Here is a 13,329-nt window from a genome sequence, read left to right on the forward strand (position 1 = left end):
TGGGCCGGGCCAGCCCAAGTTTTCCGTCGGCGCCAGGTTCCGCCGCGACGGTCGCGGGCGATCGATTCACGACGGCGGCGACGCGGCGTTATGCCCTTCGAAGGCGGCCGGCCGGTCGCCATGGGGACATCGCAATGCGCATCATCTCGACGATCTTCGCGCTGGGACTGGCGTCGCTGCTCGCCGGCCTGCCGGCATCCGCACCCGCCGAGTCCAAGGCGAAATACGACTTTCCGAAGGCGGGCTTCGACGGCGGCAATTACGGTCAGGCCGGCTGGAGCATCCAGCTCAAGCGCAGCGGCCCCGGCCAGGTCGTGTTCGATCTCGCCCTTCCGCGCGGAGTCCGTGCGGCCCACGGCACCTTGACTTCGGTCGAGCCCGAGCCGGGTCCGCTCGAGCTGAGTGCGAAGTACGCCCTGTCCGGCACTCAAACCATCGCCGGCGAATCGCAGACCTTGCTGGTCATGCTCACGCCGAGCACCAAGGACAAGCCCTGTCAGGACACCAAGCGCAAGAAATACAGCCAGGCGATCCTGGTCTTCATCGGCGATATCGAGGACGGCGGCCGACTCCTGTACGGCTGCGGCGAGTTCGCCAACGACTGAGCGCGCCCGGTCCGCGCGCGGGAATGCAGGGCGGCCGCGGCGGCGTCGCAAGCGCGTATAGCTCGCGCGCCCGGATCGGCGCCGCGCACCGTATCCTTGCGCGCGTGAACGCCGCCGAATTCCCGATCGATTCCCTGCTGCCGTCGATCCGCGACAGCCTCGCCGCGCATCCGCGCCTGGTGCTGGAAGCGCCGCCGGGCGCGGGCAAGACCACCCAGGTGCCGCCGGCCCTGCTCGATGCGCCCTGGCTGCAGGGCCAGCGCATCGTCATGTTGGAGCCGCGCCGGGTCGCCGCGCGCGCCGCCGCGCAGTTCATGGCGCGGCAACGCGGCGAGGCCGCCGGCGACACCGTCGGTTACCGGATCCGCTTCGAGAACAAAGTCTCCGCGCGCACCCGTATCGAGGTGGTCACCGAAGGCATCCTGACCCGGATGATCCAGGACGACCCGAGCCTGGAAGGCGTCGGCGCGCTGGTGTTCGACGAGTTCCACGAACGCCATCTCGCCGCCGACCTCGGCCTGGCCCTGGCGCTCGACGTGCAGGCCTCTTTGCGCGAAGACCTGCGCATCGTGGTGATGTCGGCGACCCTCGACGGCGAGCGCCTGGCCCAGTTCCTCGATGCGCCGCGCCTGAGCAGCGCCGGGCGCAGCTATCCGGTGACGGTCGCGCACTACCCGGCGCGGCGCGAGGAGAAACTCGAGCACCAGCTGCGGCGCGCGGTCGAGCATGGCGTGCAACAGCATCCCGGCGACCTGCTGGTGTTCCTGCCCGGGCAGCGCGAGATCGCGCGCGCGCAGGCCGCGCTCGCCGGCAGCGAGGCCTTGCGCGGCATCGACGTGCTGAGCCTGCACGGCGAACTGCCGGTCGAGCAGCAAAGCCGGGTGCTGCAGCCCGACCCCGACGGCCGCCGCCGCGTGGTGTTGGCGACCAACGTCGCCGAGTCCAGCGTGACCCTGCCCGGCGTGCGCGTGGTGATCGACGCCGGCCTCGCCCGCGAGCCGCGTTACGACCCCAACAGCGGCTTCTCGCGGCTCGACGTGGTCGCGATCGCCCAGGCTTCGGCCGACCAGCGCGCCGGCCGTGCCGGCCGCGTCGCCGAAGGCTGGGCGTATCGCCTGTGGCCGGAGTCGCAGCGCCTCGAACCGCAGCGCCGGCCCGAGATCGTTCAGGTCGAACTGGCCGGACTGGCGCTGGAGCTCGCCGCCTGGGGCGATGCCGGCCTGCGTTTCGTCGACCCACCGCCGGGCGGCGCGATGGGCGCTGCGCGCGAACTGCTGCTGCGGCTCGGCGCGCTCGAGGCCGGCAGTGGCGAGGCCGCGCCGACCATCACCGCGTTCGGCCGGCGCATGCTCGCGCTCGGCACCCATCCGCGTCTGGCGGCGATGCTGCTGGCCCCGAGCGACCCGCGCGAACGCGCCCTGGCCGGCGATCTGGCCGCGTTGATAGAAGCGCGCGACCCGCTGCGCAGCGGCGGCGATGCGCTGGCCGCGCGCTGGCAGGCGCTGGCCGCGTTCCGCCAGGGCCGGGCTCCGGCCGAGGCCTCGCGTTCGGCCCTGGCCGCGCTCGACCAGGCCGCCAGGCAATGGCGCCGCCGCCTGCGCGTCGAGGCGACCCCGCCGAACCAGGTGCCCGCGCACGCGCTCGGCGATCTGTTGCTGCATGCGTTTCCGGACCGCATCGCCCGCCAGCACCCCAGCGACCCTTACCGTTATCAGCTCGCTAACGGCCGCAGCGCCAAGTTGTTCGACGACAGCGCGGTCTACGGCGAGCCCTGGCTGGTGATCAGCGAACTGCGCGACGACCCGCGCGACGCGCGCGTGCTGCGCGCCTCGCCGCTCGACGAGGCGCGGCTGGAGCGCGAGTTTCCGCAGCGCTTCGTCAGCGAGGACCGGGTGGTGTGGGACCCCGCCGCGCGCGCGATCGCAGCGGTGCGCGAGCGCCGTTACGACCGCATCGTGCTCGACAGCCGCCCGCTCGCCAAACCCGACCCCTCGCGTTACGCCGACGCCCTGGTCGACGCGGTGCGCCAACTCGGCCTCGATGCGCTGCCGTGGACCGGAGGCCTGCGCCAGTGGCGCGCCCGCGTGCGCTGCCTGCGCGAATGGATGCCCGAGCTGGCGCAGGGCGAGAACGCATTAGCGGACCTCTCCGACGAGGCCTTGATGGCCGGGCTCGACGACTGGCTGAAGCCGGCGTTGCGCGGCAAGACCCGCCTCGACGCGCTCGACGAGGCCGCATTCGGCGAAGCCCTGCGCTCACTCTTGGACTGGTCGTGGCGGCAACGGCTCGACGCGCTCGCGCCGACCCGCATGGCGGTGCCGTCGGGGATGGAGCGCGCCATCGACTACGCCTACGACGCGCATGCCGCCGACGGACGCGGCGCCGCGGTCGCGCCGGTGCTGGCGGTAAAACTGCAGGAGCTGTTCGGCCTGGCCGATACGCCGCGCATCGCCGAAGGCCGCGTGTCGCTGACCCTGCACCTGCTATCCCCGGCCGGGCGACCGCTGCAGGTCACCCAGGACCTGCGCGGTTTCTGGGAGCGCACCTATCCCGAGGTCAAGAAAGAAATGAAGGGGCGCTATCCCAAGCACCCCTGGCCCGACGACCCATGGACGGCGACCGCGACCCACCGCGCCAAACCGCGCGGCACCTGAGTCTCGCGGCGCCGCCGGGGCGGCGGCGGGCTACGCGCCTCGGCCGATGCGTCGATACCGCGCCTTATTCAGCGGGGAGCCGGTCCGGCGCGGCTGCGCTCACAGAATTTCAACGGGCCCGCGCCGACACTGGAGCCCGTTTCTCTCGTCACAGGATCGACACGATGAGCAAGTTCACTTCATTGCCGGACCGCGCGCTGGAACTGGTGTCGTCGGTTGGCGACAACATCAGGCAGCACGTGCCCAACGCCGGCCAGTGGCTGGAAACGGGCGTCAAGCTGGGCGCGCTGAAGACCGGCGCACGCACCGCCGGCGGCTTCATCCGCCGCAACCCGGTCATCGCGGCCGCCGCTGTGGCCGGCGCCGGCCTGCTTTGGTACGCCGCCGCACGCCGCAAGGCCCGCCAGCAGGCGGAAGGCGATCCGATCGAAGGCAGCGCGCGCCGCATCGATGCGCGCCGCGCGAACGGCAACGCCTCGCGTCGCAAGTCCGCCACCCGCAAATCGGCCAGCGAAGAAAGCGCCAGCGAATAAACGCACGCGGGTTTCGCCCGGACGACCGGCGGTCTGGGTTTCAGGCCGTCGGGTGCGATGCATCGCGTTGTTGAGACCGTCCTACCCGAGGCCGACGCGTCAGCGTCGGCCTCGCTCGTTCGGGCGCATCGTGGTCGACGCTTCCGGATCGCAGCGCCCAAGAGCAGGAGCGGCGCAAGCCGCGACCGCGACACTTCAGCTATTCGATCCTTCCTGAAAGAAGCGCCGTAAGACCGTCGCAGCGCGGTCGCGGCTTGCGCCGCTTCTACCCTGGCGAGAACACGCCGCTTCGACGGATGGCATAGGCCTTATGGTTTCGGCGCGTCCAGTGGTCGCGACTCACGTCGCTCCTACAGGGGATGGTGAAGTCGCGTGCGTCAGCTGGTTGCGACCATGGCCTTTGCTCCGGCTGTGCGCCGCCTCGCGCTCGCGACGGCTAAAGAAGACCCGGAGGGCGGCGCGCAGGGATGCGCGCCCTTTTTCATCGGGACAGGGAGATCCCGTATGAAAAATTACGGCGTCGGCATCGCTCGTGCGGGCTTTTGATTCAAGAAAAAAGCAACTTCTTTGGATACCTTTCTTTGTTGCTTTAGACAAAAGAAAGTAACTCGCCGCTTCAGTGGCGGAAGCTTTGGGTTTGATCTTGATCTCGTTCGATTGAGAGAGGCGCCGCAAGACCGTAACGGCGCGGTCGCGGCTTGCGCCCGGTCCTGCCCTGGCGAGCGCACGCCGCTTCGACGAGCGGCGACGGCCCGTTGTCTCTGGGCGTCCCGCGGTCGCGACTCACGTCGCTCCTACAGGGGCGGGCTCCCAAGGTCGGCACAAAGCACTCATGGCAACGCCAACGCCACGCCAACGCCAACCGCGTTACTCCGCGGCCGCCTCCGGCAGCTCGATGATGAAACGCGAGCCGCCGTTTTTACGCTCCTCGTACCAGAGCTGGCCGCCGGCGTTGACGACGATCTGTTTCGCCAGCGACAGGCCCAGGCCGCTCGACAGGCCGTCGTCGACGTCTTCGTCGTGCAGGCGCACGAAGGGCTTGAACAGTTCGCGCTGGCGCGCCACCGGGATGCCGGGGCCGCGGTCGGCGACGATCAGCTGCCAGAAGCCGGGGGCGCTGTTGCGTGCGGCCAACAGCAGGTCGCTGTTGGGGGCGTACTTCATCGCGTTGGTGACCAGGTTCTCGCTGACCTGGCGCAGCACGCGCGGATCCATCGCCACTTGCGCGGTGCCGTGCGGCGGCGGGGCGATCTCGACGCGGATGCCGCGCGCGTCGAGCTGCATCTCGTAGCGGCGCACCAGCCAGCCCAGGGTCTCGCTGAGGTCGGCGCGGCCCTGTCTCGCGGCGTGTTCGCGCGTGCCGGCCTGGCTTTCCAGGTAATGGCGGATGTAGCCGAGCGCGTCGTCGGCGCTCTCGTGGATCATCTGCAGGTAGCGCGGCACGCGCTCGGGCTTGCAGCCGTTGTGCAGCAGCAGGTCGCTGGCGAACAACACGCTGGTCAGCGGGTTCTTGAGGTCGTGGGCGACCAGGTTGACCAGTTCCTCGCGCTCGCGGGCGACGCGCTCGAGGCGGTCGCGGGTGAGCTTCAGGCCGACATGGGCGTTGACCCGGGCCAGCAGTTCTTCGGGCAGGAACGGCTTGGTGACGTAATCGACCACGCCGGCATCGAAGGCGCGCAGCAACAGGTCGCGGTCGTGGGCGGCGGTCACGAACACCACCGGCACGCGCAGCGGCGAGCCGGCGCGCAACGCGGCCATGACTTCGAAACCGTCCATGCCCGGCATCATCACGTCGAGCAGGATCAGGTCCGGCGGCGACTCGGCGTACAGGCGCAGGGCCTCGTCGCCGGTCGAGGCGGACACCACCTCGTAACCCTGGCGCGAAAGCAAGGCGGTGACGACGCGCAGGTTCGCGGCCTGGTCGTCGACGACGAGAATCCGGCCCGTGGATGTCGCGGCAGTGCTCATACGTCCTTGGCATCCCCTAGGGCGGGTTTTTCACGCTGAATTCGCATAAATGAACCGCGAGGAAACGGGTCGAAAGTTAACAGAAACCTTCACACAAAGGCGGGATGAAAAGTCAAAAAGCTGAACAGTTCATGCCCTTTGTGACAACTCGCCGCGCTCGGCAACGCGGCGTTGCGAATTCGGTGATGCCACGGTCGAATGCGGCGGCGCATCATGGACGCTGTTCGATTAAGGAATCCGCAATGAACCTGCGACCGCTCGGCCGTTCATCCCTGTCGGCGGCGCCGCTCGCCTTCGGCGGCAACGTGTTCGGCTGGAGCGCCGACGAGGCGACCAGCTTCGCCCTGCTGGACGCTTTCACCGAAGCGGGCTTCAGCCTGGTCGACACCGCCGATGCCTACTCGGCCTGGGTGCCGGGCAATGCCGGCGGCGAGTCGGAAACCCTGATCGGGCGCTGGCTGGCCCAGGGCGGCGGGCGCCGCGAGCGCATCCTCATCGCCACGAAGGTCGCCAAATGGTCGCGGCGGCCCGGCCTGTCGCCGGCCAACATCCAGGCCGCGGTGGAGGACTCGCTGCGCCGGTTGCGCACCGACCGCATCGACCTCTACCAGGCCCACGAGGACGACCCGAAGGTGCCGCTCGAGGACACCCTGGGCGCGTTCGCCCGGCTGATCGAGCAGGGCAAGGTCCGCGCGATCGGCGCCTCCAACTACTCGGCCGCGCGCATGGCCGAGGCCCTGGACGTCGCCGAACGCCACGGCCTGCCGCGCTACGAAACCCTGCAGCCGCACTACAACCTCTACGACCGTGCGGTGTACGAAGCCGAGCTGGAGCCGCTGGTGCGCGAGCGCGGGCTCGGCGTCATCAATTACTACGCCCTCGCCAGCGGCTTCCTGACCGGCAAGTACCGCAGCCGCGGCGACCTCGATAAGAGCCGCGCCCGGGGCGGTGCGGTCGCGCGCTATCTCGACGCGCGCGGCCTGGGCATCCTCGCCGCGCTCGACGAGGTCGCCGCCGCCCAGCGCGCGACCCCCGTCCAGGTGGCCCTGGCCTGGCTGATCGCGCGGCCCTCGATCGCCGCGCCGATCGCCAGCGCGACCAGCGTGGCGCAATTGCGCGAGCTGCTCGCGGCGACGCGGCTGTCCCTGTCGGCCGAACAGATCGCCGCGCTCGATGCGGCCAGCGCCGAGGCCTGAGCGCTCTGCCATGATCGGCGCCGCCCGGCGCTCGTTGCCGGGCCTGCCGCCGCGGCGCGGTTCGCATCCGCCCACCTCCACCGATCGTCCGACGACCTGCCTGCCATGACCGCTGTGTCCCCCGCCGTTTCCGTCGCCGCCGAGCACCGCGCCCGACGCCTCGGTATCGCCCTCGCCGCGAGCGGTGCGGTGCTGTTCTCGGCCAAGGCGATCCTGGCCAAGCTGCAATACCGCTACGGGGTCGATTCGCTCGACGTGCTGACCCTGCGCATGGCGCTGTCGCTGCCCTTGTTCGTGTTGCTGGGCATCCGCGAGACCCGGCGCGCGCGCCGGCGCGGGGCCTTGCCCTCGCGCCGCGACGTCGGTCTGATCCTGGTGCTCGGCGTGCTCGGCTATTACCTGTCGAGCCTGCTCGACTTCTGGGGCCTGGAGTACGTGCCGGTGTCGCTGGAGCGGCTGATCCTGTTCCTCAACCCGACCATCGTGTTGCTGATCGGCCTGTTCGCCTACCGGCGCAAGGTCGCGGCCAAGGAGTGGATCGCGCTCGCGGTCAGCTATGCCGGCGTGGTCCTGGTGATGGTCGAGAACCTGCGCGTGCAGGGCGAGCACGTGCTGTTCGGCAGCGCCCTGGTGCTCGGCGCGGCGGTCAGCTACGCGCTCTACCTCGCCATGTCGGGCGAGCTGGTCAAGCGCATGGGCTCGTTGCAACTGGTCGCCTACGCGATGGTGGTGTCGACCGCGGCGACCCTGATCCACTACCTGATCGCCCGCGATCCGGGCGGCCTGCTCGGCCTGCCGTGGCAGGTCTACGGCCTGGCGACGGCGAACGCGGTGTTCTGCACCTTCCTGCCGGTGACCTTCACCATGGCCGCGGTGGCCCGGCTCGGCGCCGGCACCGCCGCGCAGTTCTCGGTGATCGGGCCGGTGTCGCTGGTGTTCCTCGGCGCCTGGGTGCTCGGCGAGGCGATCACCGCGATCCAGCTGGTCGGTACCGCGGTAGTGCTGGGCGGGGTGGTGTTGCTGTCGCGGCCGGGCGCGAACTCGGTGCCGGTGGCGCCGCCGGACGGCAAGTAGGCGGCCGCGCCGGTCGGTCAAACGGCCCGATAGAGAGAAGGCGCCTCGCGGCGCCTTCCCGGTCTGCGGCTGTCGCCCGTCAGTGGGCGGCCAGCATCGGGTGGAACTGCGCCTGCTGGAACACGCCGCCGGACAAGCAGGCATTGCTCTGCAGGGTCGCCAGGTCGGCCTGGCGGCGGACCAGGTCGCCGTAGTTGCGCACGGTCGAGGCGACCACCGGGTCGGCCATGTTGAAGGTGGTCGGGCTGGCCAGGGTGCCGTTGCCGATCAGGAACCGCGACAACGTCGCCTGCGCGCCGGACGCGCGCGGGCCCACGTGCAGGAAGCTCGTGGTCAGGGTTTCGCGGCCGTGGCAGGCATCGCAGGTGTTGAGCGAGAGCTTGTTGCGGGCGTTGTTGTTGACGATGCCGGGATGGGTCCAGGCCACCTGGGGGCTCGGGTTGCGCACCGAGCCGGTCAGGAACGGCGTGCCCAGATAGCTCAGCGGCACGGAGTGCTGTTCGACCAGCACCTGCGCCTGGTTGGCGTTGACGTAGCTGGCGAGCAGGGTGCCGGCGTTGTTGAACACGTGGTTCGGGGTCTGCTTGGCCGGCACGATGCCGAGCTGGGCGGTGGCGCGCACGATGTTGAACTCGCGCAGTTCCCACGGGCTCTGCAGGAACTCGTTGGTGCGGATCTGGTTGATCGCGCTGCCGTTGGGCTTGCGCGGCGCGGCGTTGGCGCCGGTGAACTGGTCGGTGATCGCCTGCAGCGAGCTGTTGTACAGCGACGAGCCCAGGCTCATCGAACCCAGCGCGCCCCACTGCTGGGCGAAGCTGCGCACCGCCGGGCAACCGGCGATCGGCACCCCGTATTCGAGGATCACGGTGAAGCGGTGCACGGTGCAGGTGCCGGTGGTGTTGCGGCGGATCACCCCGAACACGAAGCGGCCTTCGCCGGCGTTGCCGCCGCCGTAGCCGGCGTTGCCGCGCAGGTCGACGCGGTTGACGATCGCCAGCAGGCGCATCGGCGAGCGGCTCAGGTCGAGCTTGCCGTTGCTCAGGCGGGGCCAGCTGGCGAGCACCTGCGAGTTGACCGAAGTGCGCGCAGGCACCACGAAGCTGTTGACCGTGGTCGAGGTGTTCCAGGTGCGGATCCAGTTCTCGACGAAGTCGGACGGGTCCACCCCGGTCAGCGGCTGGTTGGCCATGTTGGTCATGAGCCGGTTGAAGGTCCAGGCGCCGTTCGGGTTGCCGGCGTTGGTGCAGGCGTCGAAGGTGCGGGTCGGGTCTTCGACCACGGCCGGGTGGGTGACCAGCAGCGAGCGTTCGGGGCGCACGATCGCCGGCGGGCCGAGCAGCACGCCCCCGGGAATGCGGATGCGCACGCGCGCGGCGATCTGCTCGCGCAGCCGGTCCGGCGGCAGGAAGGCGATCGGGCTGTCGCCGAGGTGCTCGCGGCCGTCGAAGCTCGGCACCGTGGCCTTCTGTTCGGCGGCCAGCGCCTGGCGCGTTTCCTGTTCCTTGACCAGGCCGTCGAAGTCGAACGGGATGAGCGCCCGGTACAGTTGAGGGTTTTCCGCGTCGCGCTGCAGCGTGACCGGCTTGTCGCCGACGTTGAAGGCGATCTCCGCCGGCAGCGCCTGCCCCTTGGCATAGACGAACTCCAGCAGCGCGTCGCCGCCGGGGTTGCCGTCGACCGGGGTGATGAAGCTGTCTTCGAGCACCGGCGGGGTCTGTTCGAACCCGGGTTCCTCGGCGGCGGCGACCCGGCCGACCGCGCTGTCGGCGGGCGCGGGATACGACAGGTAAGCGGCGGACGCGCACAGCATCGCGCCGAAGCCGAACGAAATCGAACGCAGTCGGGTCATGGCTGGTCTCCCCAGAGAGAACTTGGCTGGTGGCGCATCGGCCGGTCCTGGCACGCGCCCGTCACTGCACGCTAGAGGGCGCGGCGATGCGCTGCCATGGCGGACCCGGGATCAAACCGGGGCGATATCTCATGGGATTTCGCGATTGGCCGCATCCTTGCGACGACGGTCGCAGATCGATCGGCGGAGCTGGGTTCCATCCAGGGTAGGAGCGGCGCGAACCGCGACCGCTCCATCGCAACTACGTCGCAGGCTCGATGTCGCAGTCGCAGCGCGCCACGTCACGTCCGGGGTGCTGCAACGGCGTGGAAGTGCGCGACCTCGCGCAGGCGTCGTGGCACTGTCGCGACGGAGCCGCCCTCAGCGCGGGCTCCATTGCCCCGGCGTCAGCCCGTCGAGCCGATACGGCCCGATCGCCACGCGCACCAGGCGCAGGGTCGGCAAGCCGACCGCGGCGGTCATGCGCCGCACCTGGCGGTTGCGGCCTTCGTGGATGGTGATCGCCAGCCAGGCATCGGGCACGGTCTTGCGGAAACGCACCGGCGGGTCGCGCGGCCACAGCGCCGGCGGGTCGAGGCGTTCGACCTGCGCCGGCAGGGTGCGGCCGTCGTTGAGCTCGACGCCGTCGCGCAGTGCGCGCAGCGCCGGGTCCTGCGGGTCGCCCTCGACCTGCACCCAGTACGTCTTGGGCTGCTTATGCCGCGGGTCGGTCAGGCGATGGGCCAGGCCGCCGTCGTCGGTCAGCAGCAGCAGGCCTTCGCTGTCGTGGTCCAGGCGCCCGGCTGCGTACACGTCCGGCGGCAGGCCGAAGCCGGCGAGGGTCGGCCGCGGCGGTTGGCTGCGATCGGTGAACTGACACAGCACGCCATACGGTTTGTTGAAGGCGATCAGCACGCGGGCGGGGCCGGGCAGGAACGCGAGGCGGCGCGGGCCGCCTCGCGGTACTACGGTGCGCAGTCGTGGACTCAGCGCGGCTTGCGGAAGCGCAGGGTCATGCGGTCGCTTTCGCCGATGGCCTTGTACTTGGCCGCGTCGGCGGCTGCGTGATCGTTGGACGGCGGCAAGGTCCACACGCCGTTCGGGTGGTCCTTGGTGTCGCGCGGATTGGCGTTGATCTCGCTCTTGGCCTCGAGCTTGAAGCCGGCCGCTTCGGCCATCGCGATCACCTGCGCCTGGCCGACGTAACCGCTCTTGTCGCTGGCCGGGACGTCGGCTTTGGCGCGGTGTTCGACCACGCCGAGGGTGCCGCCCGGCTTGAGCACGTCGAAGAAGCCCTTGAACATGCCCTCGGCCTGGTCGGCCGAACGCCAATTGTGGACGTTGCGGAAGGTCAGCACGACGTCGGCCGAGGCGGCCGGGCCGAACGCCGGCTTGTAGCTGTCGTAGGCGGCGACCACGGCCTTGCCGAACTGCGCCGGCGCGCCGGCGAACTTGGTTTCCAGGTTCGCCTTGGCCTTGGTGTAGTACTTGCGCGCGCCGTCCTCGGACTGCGAGTCGGGGTCGACCACCGCGGCGACGTAACGCCCGCGTTCGGCCAGATACGGCGCGAGGATCTCCGCGTACCAGCCGCCGCCCGGGGTGATTTCGATGACGGTCTGGTCCGGGCGCACGCCGAAGAACTGCAGCGTCTCCAGGGGATGGCGATAGGCGTCGCGGGCGACGTTCTTGGGGTCGCGCCAGCTGCCGGCGACGGCCTGCTTCAACGCGGCGCTGGCGGCGGGTTCGGCGGTCTTGGCGGCGCTCTCGGCGTCCTTGGCCTTGGCGGCGGGCTTCTGCGCATGCGCTACCAGGGCCAGGCCGGGCAACAACGCGGCGAGCAACAGCAAACGAGCGGGACGGTTACGTTCCATGCAACGGACTCCGGTGGATCGGACAGGGGGCGTCAGCCTACCGCAAGCGCCCGGTGCCGGGGATGTGCTCAACGGCGCTTGGCGGCGGCCTTGGCGTTGCCGGCAGGGCGGCTTGCGGGGTTGCTCGCCGGACCGTTCGCGGTTTTGGCGCTGCGGCCATGGCGGGCGAGGTGGTCGGCTTCCATCTCGGCGACATAGGCCGCCGCCTGCTCGTGCAGCCAGGTGCGGAACGAACCCAGCCCGGCGTGATCGACCGAGCGCTGCGGATACACCAGGTAGTGGCCCCAATCGATCTGCAGCCGGCACTGGCTCAGCGGCACCAGCTGGCCGTTCTGGATCAGCAGGCGCGTGCGCGCCATCCGGCCCAGGGCGACGCCGAGGCCTTCGACCGCGGCGCGGTGCATGGTTTCGGAGTCGTCGAAATGGGCGACGTAGCGGTTCGGCATCTTGCCGCCGTAGCGTTCGAACCAGTCCTTCCAATACGGCGACAGGTCGCCGAGCAGCGGCCAGCGGTGCAGGTCCTCCTGCGCCGGCAACTCGCCGCCCATGCGTTCGATCAGCGCCGGGCTGGCGACCGGGATCAGGGTCTCGTTGAACAGATGCTCGGTGACCAATCCCGGCCAGCGCCCGTAGCCGCCGCGCATCGCCGCGTCGATGCCCGGCTCGCGGTCGAAATCGACCACCGCCGCCGACGAGAACAGGTTGAGTTCGAGCTGCGGGCAGCGGGCGACGAAGCTGCCGAGCCGCGGCACCAGCCAGGCCGAGGCCATCGAGGCCATCAGGCTCAGGGTCAGCACCTCGTCGCGGCGCGGGCTGTACGGGCGCAGCGCGTGGTCGAGCGCATCCAGGTGCGGCGCGACCACCGACAGCAGCCGTTCGCCGTCGGCGGTCAGCCGCACCCCGCGCGGACCGCGCTCGAACAGGCGCCGGCCGAGGCGTTCCTCCAGGGTGCGGATCTGGTGGCTGAGCGCGCTGACGGTCAGGTTCATCGAATCGGCGGCGCGGGTCAGGTTGCCCGTGCGCGCGGCGGTCGCAAAGCCCAGCAGCGCATGCAGCGGCGGTCGATTCATCTTGAATCCCTTTCAAGTCTGGCTTGCAAACGGCGCGCTTTTTTGCCGTATCCGGCGAGCGTACCTTGCGAATCACTCAATAAGCCAGCCCATACCGGGCCGGCGCCGCAGGGAGACGAGCGATGAATATCTACAAGAACCTGATGTTCCTGCAGGGCCATTTCGTCGATCCGCGCGATGCCGACGAGGACCTCGCCCAGGCCGCCCCCGCGGCCGTAGTCGAGCGTACCCAGCCGGTGGCCGCGCTGGGTTCGGCGACCGCCGCGGTCACCGGCTGGCGCGCCTGGTTCGCCCGCACCCCCGAGCGCCTGACCCGCCAGGACGCCTGCGGCGATGCGCATGGGTGTGCTTGAGGGGAAGCGATTCCTCGACGGCTCCTGCCTCGTCTGCTTGGCCGGACCAGGCAAATCCCCCAGCCCCTCCAAAGGGGGAGCCGCAACGACGGTCGGCAATCCACTGCCCCTTTGGAAAAGGGCAAGCGCCCTGACCGAGCACGAAGCCAGGGTGGGGTTCGGCGCGGGGAGTCGCTT

Annotated in this window: 12 protein-coding genes; 7 read left to right on the forward strand and 5 right to left on the reverse strand. The window is 70.2% G+C overall.

Going from position 1 to position 13,329, the window contains the following annotated elements; all coding sequences use genetic code 11:
- The first annotated feature begins 134 nt into the window (after window positions 1-134).
- From AC6CH2_RS09585 to AC6CH2_RS09600, 4 genes are all read left to right on the forward strand, one after another.
- Window positions 135-605, forward strand: a complete 471-nt coding sequence (locus AC6CH2_RS09585; RefSeq protein WP_498269026.1) for a hypothetical protein — start codon at window positions 135-137, stop codon at window positions 603-605.
- Between the two features lie 104 nt (window positions 606-709).
- Complete coding sequence (hrpB, locus tag AC6CH2_RS09590) at window positions 710-3,259, forward strand: ATP-dependent helicase HrpB (protein ID WP_498269027.1); 2,550 nt, start codon at window positions 710-712, stop codon at window positions 3,257-3,259.
- A 164-nt stretch (window positions 3,260-3,423) separates the two neighbouring features.
- Complete coding sequence (locus tag AC6CH2_RS09595) at window positions 3,424-3,792, forward strand: hypothetical protein (RefSeq protein WP_498269028.1); 369 nt, start codon at window positions 3,424-3,426, stop codon at window positions 3,790-3,792.
- Window positions 3,793-4,164: 372 nt separating this feature from the next.
- Window positions 4,165-4,338: a hypothetical protein gene (locus AC6CH2_RS09600; protein WP_498269029.1), complete on the forward strand. Its 174-nt coding sequence runs from the start codon at window positions 4,165-4,167 to the stop codon at window positions 4,336-4,338.
- Window positions 4,339-4,659: 321 nt separating this feature from the next.
- Here AC6CH2_RS09600 and AC6CH2_RS09605 read toward each other — a convergent pair whose 3' ends face one another.
- Window positions 4,660-5,760: a hybrid sensor histidine kinase/response regulator gene (locus AC6CH2_RS09605; RefSeq protein ID WP_498269030.1), complete on the reverse strand. Its 1,101-nt coding sequence runs from the start codon at window positions 5,758-5,760 to the stop codon at window positions 4,660-4,662.
- 242 nt (window positions 5,761-6,002) lie between these two features.
- On the opposite strand from AC6CH2_RS09605, the gene AC6CH2_RS09610 reads away from it, so the two are divergent.
- A complete protein-coding gene (locus AC6CH2_RS09610) occupies window positions 6,003-6,956 on the forward strand; it encodes an aldo/keto reductase (protein ID WP_498269031.1) in 954 nt (317 codons plus the stop codon).
- 105 nt (window positions 6,957-7,061) lie between these two features.
- Window positions 7,062-8,030, forward strand: coding sequence for a DMT family transporter (locus AC6CH2_RS09615; protein WP_498269032.1), 969 nt, complete (start codon window positions 7,062-7,064; stop codon window positions 8,028-8,030).
- A gap of 79 nt (window positions 8,031-8,109) precedes the next feature.
- Here AC6CH2_RS09615 and AC6CH2_RS09620 read toward each other — a convergent pair whose 3' ends face one another.
- From AC6CH2_RS09620 to AC6CH2_RS09635, 4 genes are all read right to left on the reverse strand, one after another.
- The gene (locus AC6CH2_RS09620; protein ID WP_498269033.1) at window positions 8,110-9,879 is read right to left on the reverse strand and encodes a hypothetical protein; all 1,770 of its coding nucleotides are present in this window, start codon (window positions 9,877-9,879) and stop codon (window positions 8,110-8,112) included.
- Window positions 9,880-10,239: 360 nt separating this feature from the next.
- Window positions 10,240-10,773, reverse strand: a complete 534-nt coding sequence (locus AC6CH2_RS09625; protein ID WP_435395208.1) for a pseudouridine synthase — start codon at window positions 10,771-10,773, stop codon at window positions 10,240-10,242.
- 71 nt (window positions 10,774-10,844) lie between these two features.
- Complete coding sequence (locus AC6CH2_RS09630; RefSeq protein ID WP_498269034.1) at window positions 10,845-11,729, reverse strand: class I SAM-dependent methyltransferase; 885 nt, start codon at window positions 11,727-11,729, stop codon at window positions 10,845-10,847.
- A 68-nt stretch (window positions 11,730-11,797) separates the two neighbouring features.
- Window positions 11,798-12,799 (reverse strand): LysR substrate-binding domain-containing protein, encoded by a 1,002-nt coding sequence (locus AC6CH2_RS09635; protein WP_498269035.1) that lies wholly within the window; start codon window positions 12,797-12,799, stop codon window positions 11,798-11,800.
- Window positions 12,800-12,921: 122 nt separating this feature from the next.
- On the opposite strand from AC6CH2_RS09635, the gene AC6CH2_RS09640 reads away from it, so the two are divergent.
- Entirely contained in the window at window positions 12,922-13,152 is a 231-nt protein-coding gene (locus AC6CH2_RS09640) for a hypothetical protein (protein ID WP_498269036.1), read from the forward strand.
- Window positions 13,153-13,329: the final 177 nt, after the last annotated feature.

Source organism: Lysobacter sp. GQ73 (assembly GCF_059758755.1).